Source organism: Paraflavitalea speifideaquila (assembly GCF_032395985.1).
GTDB classification, from domain to species: domain Bacteria; phylum Bacteroidota; class Bacteroidia; order Chitinophagales; family Chitinophagaceae; genus Paraflavitalea; species Paraflavitalea speifideaquila.
On the sequence record NZ_CP135920.1, the window covers coordinates 4044107 to 4064014 of the forward strand.

The 19908-nt window shown below is 41.3% G+C and carries 25 protein-coding genes; 24 read left to right on the top strand and 1 reads right to left on the bottom strand.

The genetic code is table 11. The features are described 5' to 3' along the window. The first annotated feature begins 64 nt into the window (after window positions 1-64). From RS881_RS27580 to RS881_RS27630, 11 genes are all read left to right on the top strand, one after another. Window positions 65-1606, top strand: a complete 1542-nt coding sequence (locus RS881_RS27580) for a CHC2 zinc finger domain-containing protein (protein WP_315824049.1) — start codon at window positions 65-67, stop codon at window positions 1604-1606. Next, window positions 1603-2265 carry an MTBMA_p00010-related P-loop-containing protein gene (locus RS881_RS27585; protein ID WP_315824050.1) on the top strand — a complete coding sequence of 221 codons (663 nt, stop codon included), beginning with the start codon at window positions 1603-1605 and terminating at the stop codon, window positions 2263-2265. The genes RS881_RS27580 and RS881_RS27585 overlap by 4 nt, the downstream gene beginning before the upstream one ends. 159 nt (window positions 2266-2424) lie before the next feature. Further along, window positions 2425-2577: a hypothetical protein gene (locus tag RS881_RS27590; RefSeq protein ID WP_315824051.1), complete on the top strand. Its 153-nt coding sequence runs from the start codon at window positions 2425-2427 to the stop codon at window positions 2575-2577. Beyond that, entirely contained in the window at window positions 2578-2736 is a 159-nt protein-coding gene (locus tag RS881_RS27595) for a hypothetical protein (protein ID WP_315824052.1), read from the top strand. It abuts the gene before it with no gap. A gap of 122 nt (window positions 2737-2858) precedes the next feature. Then, window positions 2859-3602 (top strand): tyrosine-type recombinase/integrase, encoded by a 744-nt coding sequence (locus tag RS881_RS27600; RefSeq protein WP_315824053.1) that lies wholly within the window; start codon window positions 2859-2861, stop codon window positions 3600-3602. Between the two features lie 238 nt (window positions 3603-3840). Beyond that, on the top strand, window positions 3841-4251 hold the full coding sequence (locus tag RS881_RS27605) for a site-specific integrase (protein WP_315824054.1): 411 nt from the start codon (window positions 3841-3843) through the stop codon (window positions 4249-4251). Window positions 4252-4329: 78 nt separating this feature from the next. After that, window positions 4330-4602 carry a site-specific integrase gene (locus tag RS881_RS27610; protein ID WP_315824055.1) on the top strand — a complete coding sequence of 91 codons (273 nt, stop codon included), beginning with the start codon at window positions 4330-4332 and terminating at the stop codon, window positions 4600-4602. A 64-nt stretch (window positions 4603-4666) separates the two neighbouring features. Continuing rightward, on the top strand, window positions 4667-4855 hold the full coding sequence (locus tag RS881_RS27615) for a hypothetical protein (protein ID WP_315824056.1): 189 nt from the start codon (window positions 4667-4669) through the stop codon (window positions 4853-4855). Between the two features lie 216 nt (window positions 4856-5071). After that, window positions 5072-5950, top strand: coding sequence for an RHS repeat domain-containing protein (locus tag RS881_RS27620; protein ID WP_315824057.1), 879 nt, complete (start codon window positions 5072-5074; stop codon window positions 5948-5950). Between the two features lie 971 nt (window positions 5951-6921). Beyond that, window positions 6922-7569 (top strand): RHS repeat-associated core domain-containing protein, encoded by a 648-nt coding sequence (locus RS881_RS27625; RefSeq protein ID WP_315824058.1) that lies wholly within the window; start codon window positions 6922-6924, stop codon window positions 7567-7569. A 17-nt stretch (window positions 7570-7586) separates the two neighbouring features. Continuing rightward, window positions 7587-7889: a hypothetical protein gene (locus RS881_RS27630; RefSeq protein WP_315824059.1), complete on the top strand. Its 303-nt coding sequence runs from the start codon at window positions 7587-7589 to the stop codon at window positions 7887-7889. Between the two features lie 530 nt (window positions 7890-8419). Here RS881_RS27630 and RS881_RS27635 read toward each other — a convergent pair. Beyond that, window positions 8420-8743 carry a T9SS type A sorting domain-containing protein gene (locus tag RS881_RS27635; RefSeq protein ID WP_315824060.1) on the bottom strand — a complete coding sequence of 108 codons (324 nt, stop codon included), beginning with the start codon at window positions 8741-8743 and terminating at the stop codon, window positions 8420-8422. Between the two features lie 542 nt (window positions 8744-9285). Between RS881_RS27635 and RS881_RS27640 the strand changes: the two genes are divergently transcribed. The 13 genes from RS881_RS27640 (at window position 9286) to RS881_RS27700 (ending at window position 19624) form a co-directional block, all read left to right on the top strand. Beyond that, a complete protein-coding gene (locus tag RS881_RS27640; RefSeq protein WP_315824061.1) occupies window positions 9286-10173 on the top strand; it encodes an RHS repeat-associated core domain-containing protein in 888 nt (295 codons plus the stop codon). Between the two features lie 111 nt (window positions 10174-10284). Further along, on the top strand, window positions 10285-10893 hold the full coding sequence (locus RS881_RS27645) for a hypothetical protein (RefSeq protein ID WP_315824062.1): 609 nt from the start codon (window positions 10285-10287) through the stop codon (window positions 10891-10893). Between the two features lie 38 nt (window positions 10894-10931). Beyond that, window positions 10932-11339, top strand: coding sequence for an RHS repeat domain-containing protein (locus RS881_RS27650; RefSeq protein WP_315824063.1), 408 nt, complete (start codon window positions 10932-10934; stop codon window positions 11337-11339). Window positions 11340-11470: 131 nt separating this feature from the next. Beyond that, window positions 11471-11806, top strand: a complete 336-nt coding sequence (locus RS881_RS27655) for a hypothetical protein (RefSeq protein WP_315824064.1) — start codon at window positions 11471-11473, stop codon at window positions 11804-11806. 1280 nt (window positions 11807-13086) lie between these two features. Beyond that, window positions 13087-14070, top strand: a complete 984-nt coding sequence (locus RS881_RS27660) for an RHS repeat domain-containing protein (protein ID WP_315824065.1) — start codon at window positions 13087-13089, stop codon at window positions 14068-14070. Further along, the gene (locus tag RS881_RS27665) at window positions 14060-14437 is read left to right on the top strand and encodes a hypothetical protein (RefSeq protein ID WP_315824066.1); all 378 of its coding nucleotides are present in this window, start codon (window positions 14060-14062) and stop codon (window positions 14435-14437) included. Before RS881_RS27660 ends, RS881_RS27665 begins: the two co-directional genes overlap by 11 nt. A 61-nt stretch (window positions 14438-14498) precedes the next feature. Next, window positions 14499-14891 carry a hypothetical protein gene (locus tag RS881_RS27670; RefSeq protein WP_315824067.1) on the top strand — a complete coding sequence of 131 codons (393 nt, stop codon included), beginning with the start codon at window positions 14499-14501 and terminating at the stop codon, window positions 14889-14891. A 488-nt stretch (window positions 14892-15379) separates the two neighbouring features. Next, window positions 15380-15652 (top strand): RHS repeat-associated core domain-containing protein, encoded by a 273-nt coding sequence (locus RS881_RS27675; RefSeq protein WP_315824068.1) that lies wholly within the window; start codon window positions 15380-15382, stop codon window positions 15650-15652. Then, window positions 15649-16515: a hypothetical protein gene (locus RS881_RS27680; protein WP_315824069.1), complete on the top strand. Its 867-nt coding sequence runs from the start codon at window positions 15649-15651 to the stop codon at window positions 16513-16515. The genes RS881_RS27675 and RS881_RS27680 overlap by 4 nt, the downstream gene beginning before the upstream one ends. A 439-nt stretch (window positions 16516-16954) precedes the next feature. Further along, window positions 16955-17974: an RHS repeat-associated core domain-containing protein gene (locus tag RS881_RS27685; RefSeq protein WP_315824070.1), complete on the top strand. Its 1020-nt coding sequence runs from the start codon at window positions 16955-16957 to the stop codon at window positions 17972-17974. A gap of 6 nt (window positions 17975-17980) precedes the next feature. Then, window positions 17981-18385 carry a hypothetical protein gene (locus RS881_RS27690; RefSeq protein ID WP_315824071.1) on the top strand — a complete coding sequence of 135 codons (405 nt, stop codon included), beginning with the start codon at window positions 17981-17983 and terminating at the stop codon, window positions 18383-18385. A gap of 349 nt (window positions 18386-18734) precedes the next feature. Further along, window positions 18735-19154 (top strand): RHS repeat domain-containing protein, encoded by a 420-nt coding sequence (locus RS881_RS27695; RefSeq protein ID WP_315824072.1) that lies wholly within the window; start codon window positions 18735-18737, stop codon window positions 19152-19154. Continuing rightward, window positions 19127-19624, top strand: coding sequence for a hypothetical protein (locus RS881_RS27700; RefSeq protein ID WP_315824073.1), 498 nt, complete (start codon window positions 19127-19129; stop codon window positions 19622-19624). Before RS881_RS27695 ends, RS881_RS27700 begins: the two co-directional genes overlap by 28 nt. Window positions 19625-19908: the final 284 nt, after the last annotated feature.

The following is a 19908-nucleotide window of genomic DNA, read 5'->3' on the forward strand; positions in this document are numbered from 1 at the left end:
ATAAACCAGCTTGTTTATCTGGTATCACCCTCAGTGCCGTTATACCCTAAAAAGCCCTTAACCAATGGAAATCATCCAGCTTAAACAACAGCTTACAATCACTGCTGTCTTGCAGCATTACGGCCTTCAGCCGGACAAACACCAGCGGCTGCACTGCCCCTTCCATCCAGACAAAACACCCTCCCTGCAGATCTATCCTGCCACAAATACCTTTTGCTGCTTCAGCAGCAACTGTACTGCAGGCACCGGTGATGCAATCCAGTTTATCCAGCTCAAAGAGAACTGCACCAAACACGAAGCGCTGCTGAAAGCCGCCGCCCTTGCAGGCGGCAACGGGGTTGCCGCTGCACCGGCGCCAGCCAAACTCTTCATAGGGCAAAGCCAACTCTTGCAAAGCAACATGGATAAAACAGCTTTACTGACAGAAGTCTTCGGGTATTATAAAAGCGGCCTGTACCGGTCAAAGAAAGCCGTGGACTACCTGCAAAGCCGCTCGATCAACTATAAGCTCACCGAAGCAGCGTTTAACAGCGGCGGTCTGCATGTGGAAAGCAGGCACCAGCACCTGGTGCAAAGCATGGTACAATACGGCCTGCTCAAACCACGCCCTGCCGGTGGTTATAACGTATGGGCCAGAGATTGTATCCTGTTCCCGCTAAGGGATGCAGCAGGCAACATCGTCAGCCTGTATGGCCGCAGCATCACCAACGATAAGGAACAACGTCACTTTTATTTACAGAACAGAGTGGGACTGTATCCTCATTATCCCAAAGCAGCCACCACAAAGCTGGTACTGACCGAAAGCATCATAGACGCGGTGAACCTGTTACAGCAGGAAGGCATTGTTAGTGAATATGCCATCCTTGCCCTGTATGGCACCAACGGGTTAACCGACGAACACCTGCAAGCCATTATCGGCCTGAAGGACCTGCAGGAGATTATCTTCATGCTGAATGCAGACGAAGCAGGTGAAGCAGCCACGGTAAAGCATTACAATACACTACAACAACTGTTGCCACCGGTAACCATTAGTAAAGTAGCCCTGCCTGCAGGCGAAGATATAAATAGCGTACTCTGTACGCACGATGATGCTGGCGTACTGCAAAGCCTGCTTGAGGAACGCACAGAATCTTTTCTTTCAATTGAAAATAAAAATCAGCCATCTGCAGAAACGTCTACCCCGCCAGTACCACAACACAGCAAACTCAACACCACCAAGCCGGAGTTGCTTATTTATGATGCCGGGGAGTTATACATAGAGATACTTGGCGGCATCAGGATCACCGGGCTGGACCGGATGAAAGTCACCCTGAAGATCCTGCACAAACAAAAACAGCTTTTGCCAATAAGAGACACCCTGGATCTATACAACCGAAGCCAGACGGAGCAGCTAATACAGGCTGCCTGCGAACATTTTGACGCCAACATCCAACAAACAGCAGCGATCATCAGCGGGCTAACGAATGAACTGGAAAACTATCGTATCAAACGCATAGAATCCCTGCAACCCAGGCCGGAGCAACTACCGGAGATGACGCCTGCGCAAAGACAGGCGGCCATCAGCGAACTGAAAAACCGAACCTGTTACAGCGTACCAGCCAGATGATCCGGCAGAGCGGCATTGTAGGTGAAGAAACAAACAGCCTCATTGCCTACCTCGTGTACTGCACCCGCAAACAAGCCGTGCCGCTGCACGTTATGTTCCTGGGCACGAGCGGCAGCGGGAAGACCTGGCTGCAGGAGAAGATCAGCGAGCTGATACCGAAGGAAGATAAAATCGAGATCACCCAGATCACTGAAAACGCCCTGTACTATTTTAAACAGCATGAACTGCAAAACAAGCTGATACTGATCGAAGACCTGGACGGCGCCATGACGGTGTTTTACCCGTTAAGAGAATTGCAGACCAAAAGACGTATCAGTAAAACAGTAACCCTCAAAGACAGCAAGGGTAATTTAAAAACCATCACCCTCACCGTAGAAGGACCGGTATGCGTGAGTGGCTGCACCACGAAGGAGAATATCTATGAAGACAATGCCAACCGCTGCCTGCTGCTGTATACAGACATGACCAAAGACCAGGACAGGCGCATCAACGAATACCAGGCAAAGCTGGCCGCCGGAGAAGTAAACAGGGAAAGGAAAACCAATACAAGGAACTGTTTAAAAACATGCAGCGGGTCTTACGTCCCATCCAGGTTATTAACCCCTACGCCAAATACATCCAGCTACCGGAGCAGGTGTTCAAGCCCCGCCGCACCATGACCTTGCTGTTAGGCTTTATAGAAGCAGTGACGTTCTATCACCAGTACCAGCGGGAGGTGAAGCGTTCCCCCTCCACCGGAGGGGCCAGGGGAGGCCGGCCAGCTTTACATTACCACAACGGCAGAGGATATAGAAGCTGCATTTACCTTACTCAAAGATGTGTTGTTCTCCAAGAGCGACGAACTCACCAAAGCCACCCGCAGCTTTTTTGAACAGCTCAAAGTACATATTGAAGCCAACCAGTTAAGCAGCTTTAAAGCCCAGGACATCCGCAAACTGCTGCGGATGGAACCGCGTACCATACAGCGGTAAATGAAAGAGTTAGCGCAATACGGCTATATAAAGCGCATCAGCAGCCCCAAAGGACGCAACGGCTTTGAGTACACCGTTACCGAAACAGACGAATACGAGCAGCTTACAGCCGCCATAGACAGCCACATCGCTACTGTCCTTAACAGCCTCCCCCGTTAAGGCGACAATGCGAAGGAATGCGACAGTGATACTTGTGTCGCATTTATAGCCAGTCCTGCAGCGGATTTTAGCCCATGGACAGTAACGACATCGCCAAAGACTATTAGCAAAAATTTATTATCATGAAAAAGACATTGCAAAGCAGTGAGTACATCCTATTGCTCCAGGCGTACAAAGAATGGTTACAACTGTTAAACTATTCCACCGGCACGATCCAGGTGCTGCCCGGCCACCTGCAGGAGTTCCTGCACTACCAGGAGCAAAACGACAAACCCTTCTTAACCCAACTGGAAGCCACCGACGCCAGTGGGTTTATCAGTCATCTGCAGGAACAGACCGGTGAGCGTACCGGTAAACCGTTCAGCCCTGCTCACCTCAACAAATACATACAGGCCCTTAACCTGTTCAGCCGTTATATCCGGGAGACCGGCAGGAGCGATACGGGCTTTATTTTGGAACGAAGGGAGGCAGTAAGGGGCAAGCCTGCCTTCCTCACTAAACCCGAAATACAGCGCATCTATGAGGCTACCACCGATACGGTGTTAGGGATAAGGGACCGGGCCATGCTGGCCGTGTATTACGGTTGTGGATTGCGGCTGAATGAAGGAGCCAACCTTGAACTTAAAGATATCACCAGCGACCGGAAATTATTGCACGTAAGAAAAGGCAAGCATTACAAGGAAAGGTATGTGCCCATTGCTACGAAGAATTATGAAGAACTCCGACTGTACGTTGACTATGCAAGACCGCTGTTGCTGCAGGAACACAAAACGGAATCCTTATTTATAGATGCCAACAAAGGTCATCCGATGCACAAGCAGAGCCTGTACGTAAGGATAAAACAACTGGTAAAAAAGCCAGGATAAAAAGAAAGTGGGCACCCATACTTTACGCCACAGCATCGCCACGCACTTACTGCAAAGCGGCATGAAGCTGGAAAAATACAGGAGTTCCTTGGTCATGGCGACCTGGATAGTACACAGATCTACACTCACCTTGCAAATGAAGCCATATGAATTTTACGGAGTACTTACAGCAGAAGAAATACAGCGCTTCGACTGTTGAGACCTACAGCGATTACATTGGGCGTTTTTAACCTGGGCAGTGCAGGAAGCTATTGCAGACAGTTTTACCTACAATGAGCTGTTAGACTTTATGCGGCACTGCCGGCAGCAGGGTATTACCCAAAGAAGTCTGCACAATATCCTGTGCGTTATCCGGCATTACTGTAATTACCTCATCCATGAAGGCAGGAGAACCGATAATCCGGCCGCCGGTGTGTTCATCAAAGGACTGGTCAGAAAACTGCCGGCTAACCTGTTAAGCATCGAGGAACTGGAAGAACTGTACAGGCAATACAGTATACAAATCAATGTAGACCGGGGTAAAAAAGATCCTGTTCGGTTTACTGGTCTACCAGGGTGTAACAGTGGGAGAACTGGTAAGGATACAGCAAAAAGACATACAGCTCAAAGAAGGCAAAATAAAGATAAGAGGAACCCAAAGGACCAATGAGCGGATGTTGAACCTGAATGCCGTCCAGGTGATCGGGCTGCAGCAATACCTGGAAAAAATAAATGGAAAGAGGGGCCATTGTTTACAGAAGGGAGGAAAAAAGCAGTGAGTGAAAAGAACATCAACAACAGGCTAAAACATATGTTCGATCAGTTAAGGCAACTCAATCCCAAAGTCATTAACGCCAAACAGATCAGGAGCAGTGTGATCACCCACTGGTTACGTCAAAACAACTTGCGGCAGGTACAATACATGGCGGGGCATAAGTATGTAAGCTCCACACAGCGTTACCAGTTAAACAACCTCGATGACCTGCAAAACGAGTTGCAGCAACATCACCCCATGAAATAATCCACCATACAGCCTATCCCGCCAAAGAAAGAGCTCTCCTTTTGATCTTTTAAAACCATTAGTCATGAACGTTTACATCATCAAACAAACACCGGGCAATCCCGAAGGTGCAGACGACCTCGTCATTATGAAAGTACAGCCGGAAGATGAAGCAGCGTTCCTGCAACAGTACGGCGCCAGGGTCATTGTAGCTGGCAACAGCATCCAGGACGTGCTCATCAGGTTCGGGCAGCAGATCAATGATCAAAGCTGATTATCAGCAATCATTGCAGCGTAACAATCCGGGACATCCACCCCGGATTTTTCTTTCAATTGAAAAATAAAAAGCCTATTTTGAAGACTGTTAGCAGTTCTTTGAACAGACCATAAAGCAGCTTCCCCAAATCCGGAGAAGCATTAATACGGGGACGGTGATTATTATCCATTTGGACTTACAATGAGCGGAATATCCTCGAAGGCTTTGAACGGGGTGGCAGAGAATAAGTACAAGTATAACGGTAAGGAAGAACAACGTAAAGAGTTTAGTGATGGTTCAGGTCTAGAATGGACTGATTACGGTGCAAGGATGTATGATCATCAGATTGGGAGGTGGCATGTGGTGGATCCACTGGTTGAAAAAATGATTTCTTTTTCTCCATTCACCTATGCATTCGATAATCCAATTAGATTTATTGATCTAGCCGGAAAAGAGCCACAGGAACCTGATCCTCCATATACAATTTTACAATTGATTCAAGCTGGTAGCCACTCTCCGTACTTTAGGGAATTGATGACTAAGAATGGAATAAATGAAAATAATTATTCCAATTTCATCAGTTTTGCGGATAAAAATGCAAGAATTGGGACTGCGACATCTCCCATGAAGTCATCCGGTAATATTACAATTAACCCCAATTCAGCATTTGAAGATGCGGTTTTAGGCCTTACCCATGAACTTTCGAACTTGATAATGAAAAGAGAATTTTCTTTATTGGTAGTGGACGTAGCCTTCGAACAAATAACCCCGACCGAATTTGCTGACAAAGCTCTAACTTTAGAAGCAAATTCAATTCATAGTCAATATAAGGTAGCTAAAGAACTAAAGTATAAAAAATTAAGAACCGACGCTTCAAAAGAAGAAAACCGAGATTATAAGAAATATAAGCGTGGAAAAATAAGCGACCAACAACTTTTGTCAGATTTTCAGGATGGAATGAGAGATTTTTATAACCCACAAACTGGTGAGAATCTATTCGATCAATATAAAAAAATGGGTAAAGAACTTAGAGACGATTATCGGAAAATTAAAGAACAAGATATAGAACCACCTCCTGATAAAAAAGGATCAAACTCGTCAAATACATCTTAGTTTTTCTTGTTGATTGGATGGGTCGGTATGACAGAATGGTAATAAGACTCGAAACATTATTTATCTCCATTTTAGGACAAACCCTGTATAATAAAATGTATACTCTAAAAATCTCATTCAATTTATTGTTTCTAATTAGTATTACAACCATTTCCTTTGGACAGGCAGATTCAATAGAACGAAGATTTTTTAATAATGACTCAATTCACTTTGAAATTCTTTTTATTAGTCCAGGCGTTGGCTTAGATTATAACCCACCAACGGCAATGAATTATATTAGTATTCTACTGGCTCCTGGCGAGAGAGAGTTTTTGAGAAAAAAACCGCTATCATTTTGGATGGATCATTTAAGGAATGACTCATCTGACTGGGCTACAAACCTTGTTTTACACCATTTGCTAATGAAAGATGCCACTCCTTTTACTATAAGTTATAAGAGCAGGGCTGAATGGTTATTATTCAAGGAAAAGACAATCAATTTTGGCAGGAGTATATAACAAAATATGGTATGAAGGAGCCAGTGGGTAGAGATAAATGGATAAAAAGGAAAAACACAAACGAGGTTGATATCTCCAATACCAGTAAGTTGGGGGTATTGTGCAACACGAATTGAGACCTTTGGATTTCAGTAAGTAGCCTGCTGCTCATCAGAACCGCGAAAACGTAGCCTCATTGATCTCTTTGTGCAACTCCGATAATTTAAGGGTATAGGCCTGTAGTTTTTTCCCCAATACTGGCGCAAGATTGTGGGGTGGGTTTGTGAGATGGTATCTTGTGCCTGTATGATGGCTTTGTCATATTCAGGAAGCATGGGCCTGCCTGGCTTTGTAATCCCGCAAATAAGCTGATATGGTTTTTCAATATGCCTTATCGCCCTGTATTGTAAGTATCGCCCAAAACGGATAATTTTATGTATACCTCAGCAATGAAACCCAGAATTGGGATAGCTTGTCCCGACAGGAACTGTCGGGATGTTCTTTGATAACCTGGTGGTTCAGCACCATACCGGCCCCATCACCGAGGAAACGCATTATTATCAGTTTGGATTGACGATGGCGGGGATTAGCAGTAAAGCGTTAAAACCCGGCTATGCTGAAAATAAAAGAAAGTACAATGGGATTGAGCAGAATACAGAATTTGATCTAAACATGTATGATGCTATCTATCGAAACCTTGATCCGCAAATTGGAAGGTTTTGGCAGGTAGATCCTAAGCCGACAGAATCCGAAAGCCCATATTCTGCTATGCGTAACAATCCCATTTTGTATTCTGATCATCTGGGTGACACTACGAAACCTGCAGCAAGATTATTGAGTTGGTCACCTTTCGGAAGAACACCTTTTAAAAGTAATGACGCGGCTAATCAGAGGTTTGTTGACCTGACCTTAAAATCAAATAAAAACATTATTAAGAATGGCGACCCACTTTTTTCTTCAACCTTTTCGTTGACAAGAGGTAGTGTTGGAGTACAAGCTAAACTTGCGGAAGTTGGCTTCGATTTTACTGTCACACGTAACGAAAATGACTTATTGGGTATTAGGGATAATAAATTAATGGCAGGCGGGACCGACGTTGCTACTAAAAAGTCTGCATATAAAACGGGAGGGGAATTTCCTTAGGTGGTTTTGGGGTTGAGGTGTCTGCAGAATCTGAGTCTAGGCTTAGTGGTTCGGACTTTGGGGAGAATACTACCTTTTCAACAAAGTTAACTGCTCCGGGCGTTGCTCGTGTGTTTAAGCAAACGCCGGATGGAAAGCCCATTTCATCAAGCACGCAAGTAAATTTGATAAATATAAAAGCAGCTGCTTATATAGGGTTTGAAATTTCATTAAGTATTAATTTGCCTGATCTTGGATATATTACGCCCGAAAGAAATGGTAATGTTTCAGAAAGTACACAGGTGTATCGATGGGTAACAGATCCAGTAATTAAAAAGTAGTTATATGACAATAATTGAGGTTACGCCAATATTTGTATTAATTGCAGGTGCTTTATTTATGTATAAAGTGTACTTGCATGGTAAAATGAAGAAGAGCAATAAATTAAATAAACCCTCTTTCTTACTGCCTAAAGTGGAGAATATTTATTATTTTTGCCAATTAGTAAAAAGAAAGTACCAAAAGAACAATTAAGTTTAGTTAAGAAGGCAAACCGGGCTTTGCTCGCATTTTATCTTTGCCTTATTACATTCTGGATTATGCTTCTTATTTATTACCTATTTTTTTCTTCCTGCGAATTAATGCTTGAAATGGATATATGATAGCTCCTATAAAGTGAATGGATTTCTGAAAGTAACATATGTAAATAACTGTACAGGGAAGAGAGGATGTTTTCCGATACTTTGAGCCTATCTGGGAACAAAAAGCCTTGAAAAAAAGTGTATAAATTAACCTACTACATAATTGAAAAATAAATAAGAGGTGCCTTGTCTTATGGCGCCTCTTATTTATAGATGTTCTCATGAAATACTTACTCCTTCACAAACCGCTCACTGAATTTGTTGCCTCCCACTGTTCCGTGTACGATGTATATACCCTGGGTTAGGCTGGCCACTAGCAGGGTGAATAGATTTACTCCTTTCACTACCTCCCGCTGTTCTGTTTTCACCACCCGACCATTCATATCCAATACCTGAATTGTTATCGGGCCCTGTTGATTGCTTTTGACAGACAGGTTTACGGTGGTGGAAACCCTGGTGGGATACAGGTGCCAGGAAGGCTCTCCTGTGGAATGATCTTCCAGTTTGATCACCTTACTCAATTCAGCCTTGCCATCTTCCCCTAACTGGCGCAAGATTGAGGGGTAGGTTTGTGTGATGGCATCTTGTGCCTGTATGAAAATACTGGAGACTGTCTCAAAAGTAACTGAGGCGGCCTCTTGATTTTATATCGGGCTGATGTTATCCACAATTATGTATAAAAAGACTTGATAAAAAGAGTGTTTTAGTATTGTTTTTGTGGCTTGTCTGGTATGGCAAGAGGTAAAACATTAAAGGTGGTCTTCAAGCAAAACTTCCAGAATCAGGGGATGTTGCTGCCTCCTGACCTGAACGATCTGATTGCTCAAAATCACCCTGTACGGGTTGTTCACCCTTCACTGGCGCAAGATTGAGGGGTGGGTTTGTGTGATGGTATCTTGTGCCTGTATGATGGCGTTGTCATATTCAGGAAGCATGGGCCTGCCTGGCTTTGTAATCCCGCAAATAAGCTGATATGTTTTTTTCAATATGCCTTATCGCCCTGTATTGTAAATATCGCCCAAAACGGATATTTTTATGTATACCTCAGCAATGAAACCCAGAACTGGGATAGCTTGTCCCGACAGGAACTGTCGGGATGTTCTTTGATAACCTGGTGGTGCAGCATTATACCGGTCCCATCAACGGGGAAACGTATTATTATCCGTTTGGACTTACTATGGCAGGGATAAGTTCCAAAGCCATCGGCAAGTTGGACAATAAGTATGAGTACAATGGCAAGGAAAAGCAGGAGAAGGAATTTAACGATGGCAGTGGACTTGAATGGTACGACTATGGTGCCAGGATGTATGATGCACAAACTGGGAGGTGGATGGTGATTGATCCCAAAGCAGATAATAGAAATAATATTTCATGGGGCCCCTATTGCTATGTTGCAAATAACCCTATTTCTTTTATTGATCCCGATGGTCAAGATAGAATTGAACGTGTTAGAACTATCGGCAAGGATGGTACTGTTACAGTCAGCACTCAACAAACCACAGGCTTATACAAGGCCGTTCATAACGCTACCTATGGCGGCTTAGGCTATCTCTCTAAGAACGATTATGAAGTACTTACTACGCGGGATTTCAGGTCTGGGAAGGAGGTCGTGACAAGCAGCGAGAATACTCTTTATGGTTCGGATCATGCAAAAATGATTGGATTTGGTGAATACTTAAAGATTAAAGTGACCGGTAAAGATGGACCTGTTTTAAAAGGTGTCGGGCAATTTGTTGTATTCGGATCTGGAAATGAAGATCCTGGTTGGGGAGAGAAGGCAGACCCTGACAGGCCGGTTACCTCGGTTAATTTTTCTGAATATCAGGAACTGTCCGGATTAATAGCCGCAGGCAAAACCATTCCTGATATAAAGGACATGCAAAAATTTGATCCTCAGAAAATTCCCACTTTAGCAGGGAAAGCTAAAGATATAGCTACAAAAAAGATGATCCGGATGGGGTATTGTTTAAAAAAGGGCGTGTAATTACGTGTAGCGTTTGCAAGATAAATTTTAAAATAGTTAATACTAACGGAAGAGGGGTTGTAACTAATGAGCCATCAACAGATACAGCCGATCTTGAAAAAAACCGAACTGATGAAGTATACCTTATATTACATTTTAACCATACTTATTTTTGTTTCTTGTGAGTCGGATCCTCCGACTTGCGCAATTACTCTCAAGGAATTAGAAGAGACTTCTGGTAGTAAGATTTTAAAGGTGCCTGCTTCCGGCGCTATTAACGATTATAGAGACAAAGGAAGAGATTCAACTATTGGAGGGTATTATTCATTCTACAAAAATGGAAATATTAAAGAATACAGTTTTTTTAGAGATAGTAACCTTGTGAATTACAAGGAACAATTTGACAGCATAGGTTATTTGGCATATCAATACGGCACCCCATTAGTATACAGAGAGGCAGAACTTATCGGTGATTCTCTTGAATTAAGGTTTTACTTTTTCTCATTAAATAAGAAAATCGAGTCAATTCTCTTATTCCACAATTCAAAAGATAGCATATCCTTATCTGCAACTGATGATTCACTGTTTTCCAACATGCAGGTAGCTAAATATCTTTACAAAGATTTAGATGATGAAAAGGATATACGTGGCTATCTACAGGTCAAATTTGTGAATGTTTGCACGGGAGCGGAAAAGCAACTAGTTGATAGTATTAAACTTCATTATAAGCCCAATGAATAATGCTAATATTTAAGATCAATGCTTATTAGCAATAATGGTTGCAGCTTCCCCAGAACTGGGACGTGTTCTTTGATAACCTGAGTATTCAGCATATCACCGGCCCCATTACCGAGGAGACGCATTATTATCCATTTGGATTGACAATGGCAGGCATTAGTTCCAAAGCAATGGACAAACTGGATAATAAGTATGAATACAACGGCAAGGAAAAACAAGAAAAAGAGTTCAGTGATGGCAGTGGGCTGGAATGGTATGATTATGGGGCAAGGATGTATGATGCTCAGATTGGCAGGTGGCATGTGGTAGACCCGCTTAGTGATATTAGTCGGAGATGGAGCCCTTATACCTATGCTTTTAATAATCCGCTTCGTTTTATCGATCCTGATGGAATGGCATCTCTTGATTTATCCTTAGGGGAGATAGGGCAAAAGCGGAAGAAGATGTAAAGAGTATTTTACCTGAAAATTTAAGAGGCCGTGTTACGGTTAATAATGAAACAGGAGTAGTCGCCTTTAATACAAAAGGGCTAACAGATGATCAATTAAATGATGTTGGGGTAAAAGCATTAAATAATTTAGTGACAGCCCAAGAAAAATACTTATACTCTGTCGCAGATAATGCAACTGTAGGTTTTCAAGAAGTAGACCCAAATATAAACAGACCAACAGGAGAAAAGGAGCTTGTTACTTACGACTTAACCAGTGGAAGGTTAGATGGAGTAATAAATGTTTCGACAACGCCTATGGGAAAGGATGAACAGGGAAATAATATTCCTGGAGCAACTCCTGTTCCTGGAAGCAATCAATATGACGCAGAGGTTACCATCAGCGGAAATGTGGCTCAGCGGAGTTGGACAGAGACAATTCTAGAATGGTTGATAAATCGAGACCGGCTGTTGTACTTCATGAGTTAAACGAAAGTTATGATAGAACAACAAACAAAAAAAATTATGGTGAAGCACATAATGCTGCTGTTCAGACAACATTATCTATACCTGTAGGAGACCGTAGAAGAGATTTGGAGCCAGGTAGGTCTCGAGGAACCAGAAAATTATAAGTAATTATGAAAAAAAGACTATTAATATCGCTTGCTTTAGCCTGCTGTTTTGCGCCTTTACTATCGGAATCGCAAAATTTAAGCATTAACAAAATAGATGCTTTGAAAAATGGAGCCCGTCTTATATATGTTAATGAAAACGGTGACTATTTGGGCTGCGGTATAAAATTAGAGTGCATGCCTTTTAGTGTTATAATGTATTCGATAACCTTTGATAAAAAAGCAATATATTCACCATTTGCGGAAATGTTTTTGTTGATGGGATTTCTAAAGATACGGTTACTGTTGGCGGCGTATCTATTCTTATTGCCAAGCCATTAAGAGATACGCTAACCAATGTTCGATTCATTGGCAATACCATAGAACATAAGGGGAAGAATATTTATCCTTACCGAAGAGGAGATTTTAAGATTGAATTTATTGCGGAAAGTAACGACAAGTTATATTTTTCTCATCCAATATTTTCTCTGATTGAGTATGATATTGGTAAATTAGTATCGGCGTTGTCTGTTGCTAAAAAGTAGAGGTGGTGCAGCATCAATAAAACACAAAAGCCCCTAACTGGCGCAAGGTGTGTCAAGAAGTAAAAGATAGGCTCATTTACATGCTGTTTAATAGATGAGAGTTGGCCTCTCAGGCACGCTGTACAGGCTGAGTGCCTAAACCACTTCATGCTGCTTCAATCAAAAGTTGAGGTGGTGAGCAATGAAGAAAAGGTGGTGAGAACCATCAGGTCGGTGTATTGGAGTTGAGCGGAAGCGAATCGTTGAAGACATGTCGAAACAGTTCAGACCCTGTCAAAATTAAAGGAATCTTGCGTCCGGTAAGATAACTGCAGCGGGTACCTGTTTATTGGCTGCAGGGCAGGCGGCATTAAGACGACAAGAACTTTACCTTCACTGGCGCAAGATTGAGGGGTGGGTTTGTGTGATGGTATCTTGTGCCTGTATGATGGCTTTGTCATATTCAGGAAGCATAGGCCTGCCTGGCTTTGTAATCCCGCAAATAAGCTGATATGGTTTTTTCAATATGCCTTATCGCCCTGTATTGTAAATATCGCCCAAAACGGATATTTTTATGTATACCCAGCAACGAAACCCAGAACTGGGATAGCTTGTCCCGACAGGAACTATCTGGATGTTCTTTGATAACCTGGTGGTTCAGCACCATACCGGTCCCCTCACCGAGGAAACGCATTATTATCCATTCGGGTTGACGATGGCGGGGATAAGTAGTAGGGCGTTGGCGTTTGGAAATCCTGAGAACAAAAACAAGTTCACAGGGAAAGAGTTGCAATCAAAGGAATTTACTGACGGAACAGGGGTAGAATGGACAGATTTTGGGGCAAGAATGTATGATAATCAAATCGGTAGATGGCACACCCCAGACCCCCTCATTGAAAAGTGGCACAAGTTTTCACCGTATAATTATGCAATCAATAACCCGTTAAGATATGTTGATATTGACGGTCGAGATTTAATTGTTAATGGCGAGGGTACGGATGATTTTTTAAAGACTACAAATAAAGGCTTGGGAGGTTTTTATTCTGCAACAAGAGATGCGAAAACAGGTGTTGTAAGTCTGACTAAAAACAAGGATGCAAAAGGTAAAATGAATAAAGAACAGAAGGCATTCAATAAAGTCATGGCAAACGCTACAAATAAGGACAAGGCAGATGTTACATTAACAATAAGTAAGGGTTCTCAAAATGAATATCCTGCTGACCCTAAGAATGCAGTTATTGATATTTCCGACATAAACAAATATGAGACAAGCAAGGTAGCCAATAACATTGCAAAATTAGGACATGAAGTAGCCGAGCAAACAGACATTCAGAGAAGTGAAGGAGGATATAGCACAGACCAGTATTACAAATCTCATGAAGGTGTTGGAGTAGGGGCGGAAAATGAAATAAGCGGATCAGTAAGACAAGATGTAAACGGAATAGCTCCAACATCTAATTTAAAACAAGTAGACCGTTCACCTCAAGGCAGGCCCTTGTATTCTGGATGGAAAGATATACGTTATATCAAAAATGGAAAACCCGTAACTGTTCGGGATTATGTAGACAAAAATAATATTACCAAAGTTGAAGATATACCCCACAACAATGAAAAATAAAATATTGATATTGCTTTGCTTTTTGTTTATTGTATGCAAAGGCATTAGTCAGAATAACCAACGTGCTTGTTCTGAAGTAGAAAATAGATTAAACATCATCCAAAACTTTGTTGAAGGAAAGGAAATAGACTCTACATTAAGGCGAGCAGAGGCAGTTGCTTTTATGGAGAAGCTTACAAAGATTGAATCAGAATCTCCTTTTATTGCGGAATCAAAATCAAACCCTACTAAGATTGATTTTGATAAATGGAGCAACTGGTATAAACAGAATAAAGAAAAACTATATTGGGACAAGCGAAACAAGAAAGTATCAGTCAAGAGTGACAACAACACGCTAAAGGTCAGAAGCTTGATGCAAATAAAATGAGTTCTGAAGTTTTGTTGCCAAGTGAACGAGTATGTTCTGAAATGGGCGAAGCAGTTTAGGTATGAACAAATTAAATAGGTTCTATGAAATGCTTTGCATATTTATTACTCTGCTTTATATTTTTGCTGGTTGTGGCAATAAGGAGGGCAAAGAAAAACAACCAGGCACAGTCCAATTTGATCTTAATGAAGAAGGGATCATAAAAAGATTTGCACTACCCTTTAATGAGAATCTCCAATTAGATAGCAGCAATTTTATTTTTTATTACACAAAGCCATTTGATACGACTTTTGTTATGCATCTTAAAGAAATGAATGGGGTGGTATCAGGGGTCTATTATGAGGTTTTGCCTTCATTCCATAGTGACATTGAAATTACTTTGATCAAAAATCAGAGCTGCTTTTTTTTGAAGGGTATAGCTTTAAAGTTGACAACCATGCGTGGAGCGAAATAAAGATTAGGGCAAAAGAATTGCTTGCCCAGGATAGTATTTTAACTACTAAGACATGTTTTGATTGTAGTTCTTATTTTTTGGGGTATAACTTTAAAATCAGGAGAGATAATAAAGAAAACATACATGTCTTTAAAAAACTTGCCGATTATTTAAAGACAGCGATAGTATCAGGATTTAATAAAATCAAAAGAGAAAGAGAAGAACTTATTTCCTCGAAAAGCAACAAGTAAACTATAAAGCCCCACACACACTGGCGCAAGATTGAGGGGTGGGTTTGTGTGATGGTATCTTGTGCCTGTATGGGGCGTTGTCATATTCAGGAAGCATGGGCCTGCCTGGCTTTGTAATCCCGCAAATAAGCTGATATGTTTTTTTCAATATGCCTTATGGCCCTGTATTGTAAATATCGCCCCAAACGGATATTTTTATGTATACCCCAGCAACGAAACCCAGAATTGGGATAGCTTGTCCCGACAGGAACTGTCGGGATGTTCTTTGATAACCTGGTGGTGCAGCATTATACCGGTCCCCTCACCGAGGAAACGAATTATTATCCTTTTGGACTTACGATGGCAGGGATTAGTTCCAAAGCCGTTGGCAAACTGGATAATAAGTATGAATACAATGGCAAGGAAAAGCAGGAAAAGGAGTTTAGTGATGGCAGTGGCCTGGAGTGGTATGACTATGGGGCGAGAATGTATGATGCGCAGATAGGGAGGTGGATGGTCGTTGATCCGATGACAGATAAATATCCCAATTGAGTCCTTATGTATACGCCTTTGATAATCCAATCAGGTTTATAGATTCTGATGGCCAAGAAGGCGGAGACTTTAGGATAAAAGATGTTCAAAAGCTTGCCCGTCAGTCACCACTTGTAGTGGGATTGGAAGCGAAGGTAAATATCTCGAAAGTACAGGTGATAAAAGCTGATGTTGACAAATCTGTTTCAGGCAAAACCACCAGAAACAACGAACGTATTGTAATATCGCCAAATAATACAACGGAAAGTGCAGCCCTTGATTATGTATGGGAACTCTCAAACGTGTCCAATAGGAGCAAATTGGATGCTAACGATGAGAAGGCAGCAAAGGGAGGAATTGACATGAAAGGATTCGTTACGGAAAGGTTTAGAATAGAAGCAGAGGCCGCAGTAAATATGATGAAAGTAAATGATGAATTAGGTCTTGATGGTGGTAATTTTAAGGATATAGTGGGGAAGTTCCAGGACGATCTAGGTAAAGTGGAAAGCGGAGAAATGACCATGGAGCAATTAATAAATAATATTGCAAACTACGGTATGAAAACTCGCCCCAACATTGTGCAAGGGTATAAGTTAGATTATGGGGATATCCGAACGAAAGGCATCGAGGATGAAAATAAAAAGAAAGAAGAGGATGAAAAAAAGAAAATAATAAATAGTATGAAAGTGAGATTTTCAATATGTATTGTTTTTATCCATTTTGTTTTTTTGCTACAGGCGCAAGAATCTGTAAAAGGTGAATATTGGAAGGAGTTGCAGAAAATTTCTAATAAGGATGCAGATTTTTGGGTAACCAATCCTGTTCGGATTAAAGATAGTACAGGTGAGGTAATAGCAGTAAGAAATATAGTTTTTAGAAAATAAATACATGAGCAAGATTGTAAGAAATTATGGCAAAAAGTTTGTGCCAGATTTAGTTTTATTGTTGACCGATAGTACCAGAGATTGGGCTGCCAATATTTTGTTATACAGTATTACCGAGACGAATGCGACTATGCTCAAATATTACCCGACCTCAAAAATGAATGAATGGCGAAGAGAGCGAAAGGATAAGGATGTTGAAAGGTGGAGAAATTATCTAAAAATAAATACCCAATAGCCCCAGTTGGTTTAAGTACGCAAGGTGGGTATAGGTTAAAGTGTACTTGCCCGCTTTTTACCTAAATTTACACCCCTTCACTGGCGCAAGATTGAGGGGTGGGTTTGTGTGATGGTATCTTGTGCCTGTATTACCGGTCCCATCACCGGGGAGACGCATTATTATCCTTTTGGGCTTACCATGGCGGGCATTAGTTCTAAAGCTTTGAACAAACTGGATAACAAATACGAATACAACGGCAAGGAAAAGCAGGAAAAGGAGTTTAGTGATGGCAGTGGCCAGGAGTGGTATGACTATGGGGCGAGAATGTATGATGCGCAGATAGGGAGGTGGCATGTGGTAGATCCACTTGCTGGAAAATACCCAACTCTTTCGCCATATATATATGCTTTTAATAATCCCATGCTATTTATTGATCCGGATGGCCGAGATAATGTTATATACTTATACGCTGCTGATAATAGCATTAGTAAAAAGGAATTAAAGCAGATAGCAAAACAATCGACAGCTAATTTTAAAGAAATGGGATTAAAAACTCAGGTAAAAGTATTTAAAGGAAAATTCGATAAAACATCCTATGGCAAGCTGGATAAGACAGATGCCGTTGCTGTGATTGGTAATAGAGATAATGTGACTAAATCAATAGAGGGGTTTAACGCTGGTTTTGCAAAAGAGCTTAAATCTGAGAGCTTTGGCTCAAGTAGTGGTTTAATCAACCCAGAGCATAGTCAGAATCCGAGAAACGGTAATGGAGATAATATTATTGCCATAGGCACAGAAGCTACAAAGAAGTTTGCAGGAGGCACCAAAGCCACATTTTCCGAAGCCGCTGGATTCTTAATAAATCATGGAGCTGGGCATAATTCTAATTTACAACATGCTGGAGATAATAACGCGTATGATGACCAAGGTAATTATCAAGCTGGAGGAGTTTATGTTCCAGGTACGCCCAATGTCATGAGTTATGGAGGTGTTGTTGTGGGAAGAATAGAGTCTGGATTCTTTGGGCCTGAAACTTTGCAGACTTATATTAAATCACCTGCTAATCAACAATCAGCTACTAGCAGATCATCCACTGGCTCGGCGGCCTCTCTTTCCATAAAAATGCGTATACCCATCGGTTTGGAAACAATATACCTAAAGCCAATTTACAAACTGAACAATGATAAAAAGAATTATTATTATCCCAATTCTGTGTGTTCTTCTGACAAATTGCAACTCTAAAAACAGATGTGTGAGATCAGTAATTTTGAAGGATTAGATTTGAAACCTGTTCATGTTCGTATTAAAATACCTCCATATCAAATTATGGATACGACCAAGTATGGGTCAGGCAGAACAATTTTAAATTATAAAATAAAGTCTGTTGATAGTTTATTGAATGTTGTAGCTTTTATTGATGACTACAATGATTATGCAGATGAACAGTTAGATATAGCCAGAATAACTTCCTTGCAAAAGCAAGAAGTTGAAAGGGGGCTAAATAACAAAAAGCTACTCACAGAAACAATTAAGGAGATTGATAGTATAAAGGTTGGCTATATTAAATACTTGGTTGAGCAGTCAGGTGATAAATTTTATTCAAGCAGAATATTTTTTTCAAGGATAAAAATTAATTGTATTATGGATTTTTGATAAAAACATTGATGATAAGTTAGTTTATGGTTCAACTTCTGATTGTATTTTTGAATCGTTGAAACTACTTTGATTTAATATTTAGCATTACTGGTGGCGAAGTCCCTTCACTGGCGCAAGATTGAGGGGTGGGTTTGTGTGATGGTATCTTGTGCCTGTATGATGGCTTTGTCATATTCAGGAAGCATAGGCCTGCCTGGCTTTGTAATCCCGCAAATAAGCTGATATGGTTTTTTCAATATGCCTTATCGCCCTGTATTGTAAATATCGCCCAAAACGGATATTTTTATGTATACCTCAGCAATGAAACCCAGAACTGGGATAGCTTGTCCCGACAGGAATTGTCGGGATGTTCTTTGATAACCTGGTTGTTCAGCACTATACCGGCCCCCTCACCGGGGAAACGCATTATTATCCATTTGGGTTGACGATGGCGGGGATAAGCTCCAAAGCCATCGGCAAGCTGGATAATAAATATGAGTACAACGGCAAGGAAAAGCAGGAAAAGGAGTTTAGTGATGGCAGTGGACTGGAATGGTATGATTATGGGGCGAGGATGTATGATCCGCAGATCGGGAGATTCCATGCAATAGATCGCTTCGCAGACAAATACCATTCATTAACTCCTTATCATTACGGAGCTAATAACCCGGTTTTGTTTATTGACGTAAGTGGAGATAGTCTAATAGTTTCAGGCAAGGATGCTGCAATACAGGGTTTTGAAAAAATGTCAATGATGGATTGGGAGGATTCTATACCACAAAACTGAATGAAAGCGGTACTTACTCTTTAGTTTCTACTGGTAAGGAAGGACAGATGACAGAGCAACAGCAGGCATTTTATGAAGCCGTTAATGGTGTTATGACCGGAGCAAAAGATGTTTCAATAATTGCTGTCATGAATGATGACAAGATTGACTTTGGCTCATTTTCTTCAGGAACTATTGATGTTGGAGATATGCAAAAGTTCAATTCCATCAACGACAAAAATCCGTCAGGTTCAACAAGAGAAGGTTTGTTAGCTCATGAGCTTGTTGAGCAGAATGAACTACAAACATCAAATGTAAACAGGGCTGATGAGCAAGCTAAGTTAGATGCCTTTAGGCCTATGCACAGAAAAGCTATTGAGGTAGAAAATAAAGTGAATGGAAATATCCGCATGGTGGATATGGAAGGAGGAAGATTTAGTGACAAAACTTATACTAAAACCTACTTGGGAAAAAAATGGGGTCACTATTGAGACTACAACCAACAATACTAAAGATATGCAGGTCAATAAGCGTACGATTAAGTTATCAATTAATAAAGTGCAATAATTGTCAATGAATAAATTATTTATATACTGTGTGATACTTTTTTATCCGCTTGCAGGGCCAGCTATTGTCCCGGTAATAGTGCGAATATTGAAAAATTTACAAAAAATGTAGATATAATACGGTCTGCGGAAGAGACAAATATGCAAGTACTCATTGATGATTACAGAGCAGCCATTATATTTTTAAGCAAAATTACTGGAGTGATGGC

Bases quoted from the DNA above. Each gene is read 5' to 3' on its own strand.
- RS881_RS27675 (WP_315824068.1), top strand. From the start codon at position 15,380: ATGTTCTTTGATAACCTGGTGGTGCAGCATTATACCGGTCCCCTCACC.
- RS881_RS27580 (WP_315824049.1), top strand. From the start codon at position 65: ATGGAAATCATCCAGCTTAAACAACAGCTTACAATCACTGCTGTCTTG.
- RS881_RS27625 (WP_315824058.1), top strand. From the start codon at position 6,922: ATGTTCTTTGATAACCTGGTGGTTCAGCACCATACCGGCCCCATCACC.
- RS881_RS27615 (WP_315824056.1), top strand. From the start codon at position 4,667: ATGAACGTTTACATCATCAAACAAACACCGGGCAATCCCGAAGGTGCA.
- RS881_RS27665 (WP_315824066.1), top strand. From the start codon at position 14,060: ATGAAAAATAAAATATTGATATTGCTTTGCTTTTTGTTTATTGTATGC.
- RS881_RS27670 (WP_315824067.1), top strand. From the start codon at position 14,499: ATGAACAAATTAAATAGGTTCTATGAAATGCTTTGCATATTTATTACT.
- RS881_RS27690 (WP_315824071.1), top strand. From the start codon at position 17,981: ATGTGTGAGATCAGTAATTTTGAAGGATTAGATTTGAAACCTGTTCAT.
- RS881_RS27660 (WP_315824065.1), top strand. From the start codon at position 13,087: ATGTTCTTTGATAACCTGGTGGTTCAGCACCATACCGGTCCCCTCACC.
- RS881_RS27595 (WP_315824052.1), top strand. From the start codon at position 2,578: ATGAAAGAGTTAGCGCAATACGGCTATATAAAGCGCATCAGCAGCCCC.
- RS881_RS27645 (WP_315824062.1), top strand. From the start codon at position 10,285: ATGAAGTATACCTTATATTACATTTTAACCATACTTATTTTTGTTTCT.
- RS881_RS27640 (WP_315824061.1), top strand. From the start codon at position 9,286: ATGTTCTTTGATAACCTGGTGGTGCAGCATTATACCGGTCCCATCAAC.
- RS881_RS27695 (WP_315824072.1), top strand. From the start codon at position 18,735: ATGTTCTTTGATAACCTGGTTGTTCAGCACTATACCGGCCCCCTCACC.
- RS881_RS27600 (WP_315824053.1), top strand. From the start codon at position 2,859: ATGAAAAAGACATTGCAAAGCAGTGAGTACATCCTATTGCTCCAGGCG.
- RS881_RS27585 (WP_315824050.1), top strand. From the start codon at position 1,603: ATGATCCGGCAGAGCGGCATTGTAGGTGAAGAAACAAACAGCCTCATT.